The sequence below is a fragment of the Aquabacterium sp. genome (genome assembly GCF_004297345.1).
Taxonomy (GTDB): domain Bacteria; phylum Pseudomonadota; class Gammaproteobacteria; order Burkholderiales; family Burkholderiaceae_C; genus Aquabacterium.
In genome coordinates, this window is sequence record NZ_SCTN01000586.1 from 1 (window position 1) to 1,508 (window position 1,508).

At 59.2% G+C, this 1,508-nt stretch carries 2 protein-coding genes; both read left to right on the forward strand.

Annotated features, from left to right (window positions below; translation table 11 throughout):
• The coding region (rpsB, locus tag EPO09_RS21750) for a 30S ribosomal protein S2 (protein WP_290646627.1) at positions 1 to 625 on the forward strand (625 nt) is incomplete at its 5' end.
• A gap of 107 nt (positions 626 to 732) precedes the next feature.
• The coding region (gene tsf / locus EPO09_RS21755; RefSeq protein WP_290646629.1) for a translation elongation factor Ts at positions 733 to 1,508 on the forward strand (776 nt) is incomplete at its 3' end.

Below are 1,508 nucleotides of genomic sequence, written 5' to 3' on the forward strand. Positions count from 1 at the left end.
CAACCTCGAGAAGACGCAGCCTGCGTTCGAGGATGCTCTGAAGTTCATCAAGCAACTGTCGGCCCGTCGCGGTACCGTGATGATGATCGGCACGAAGCGTCAAGCTCGTGACACCATCGCTCTGGAAGCCGAACGCGCTGGCGTGCCCTTCGTGAACCAACGTTGGTTGGGCGGCATGCTGACCAACTTCAAGACCGTCAAGGGCTCGCTCAAGAAGTTGAAGGACATGCAGGCTCAGGTCGAAACTGGCCTGGACAACCTGAAGAAGAAGGAAGGCTTGCTGTTCCAACGCGAACTGACCAAGCTGGAAAAGGACATCGGCGGCATTCAGGACATGAACGCACTGCCTGACGCCCTGTTCGTGATCGACGTTGGTTACCACAAGATCGCCATTGCCGAAGCCAAGAAGCTGGGCATTCCTGTGATCGGCGTGGTTGACACCAACCACTCGCCCGAAGGCATCGACTACGTCATTCCTGGTAACGACGACTCGTCCAAGGCTGTGGCGTTGTACGCCAAGGCCGTGGCTGATGCCGTGCTGGAAGGTCGTGCCAACGCCGTGAACGAAGTGGTGGCTGTGGCTGCCGGCGACGACGAGTTCGTGGAAGTCAACGAAGCTGCCTGAGGCTCCTTGACCTAGCAAGAAGGGGCTGACGGATCAGCCCCTTTTTTTCAACAGAATTTCCTGTGTGGCGGTGATGACACCGCCCCTGAATCAAACGGAGAAAGCAAATGGCTGCTATTACCGCCAGCATGGTCGCTGAACTGCGCGCCAAGACTGACGCACCCATGATGGAGTGCAAGAAGGCTTTGACCGAGGCCGATGGCGACTTCGTCAAGGCTGAAGAGATCCTGCGCGTCAAGTTGGGCAGCAAGGCTTCGAAGGCCGCTGCCCGCGTGACCGCAGAAGGCATCGTGTCGGCCTACATCGACGGCTCGACCGGCGCCCTGGTTGAAATCAACTGCGAAACCGACTTCGTGTCGAAGAACGACGACTTCCTGGGTTTCGGCAAGGCCGTGGCCGAACTGATCGCCAAGAAGAACCCCGCTGACGTGGAAGCCCTGTCTGCGCTGGAGCTGAACGGCGCTACCGTGGAAGCCACTCGTTCCGCTTTGATCGGCAAGATCGGCGAGAACATGACAATCCGCCGCTTCAAGCGCTTCAGCGGTGACAACCAACTGGCCGCTTACCTGCACGGTTCGCGTATCGGTGTGGTGGTCGAGTTCACTGGCAGCGACGTCGCCGCCAAGGACGTGGCCATGCACGTGGCCGCCATGAAGCCTGTGTCGCTGTCGTCTGACGACGTGCCTGCTGCGCTGATCGAAACCGAGCGCAGCGTCGCCACGGCCAAGGCTGCTGAATCCGGCAAGCCTGCTGACATCGCTGCCAAGATGATCGAAGGCGCTGTTCAGAAGTACCTGAAGGAAGTGTCCCTGTTCAACCAGGTCTTCGTGAAGGCCGCTGACGGCAAGCAAACAGTCGAGGCCTACCTGAAGTCGGCCAACAC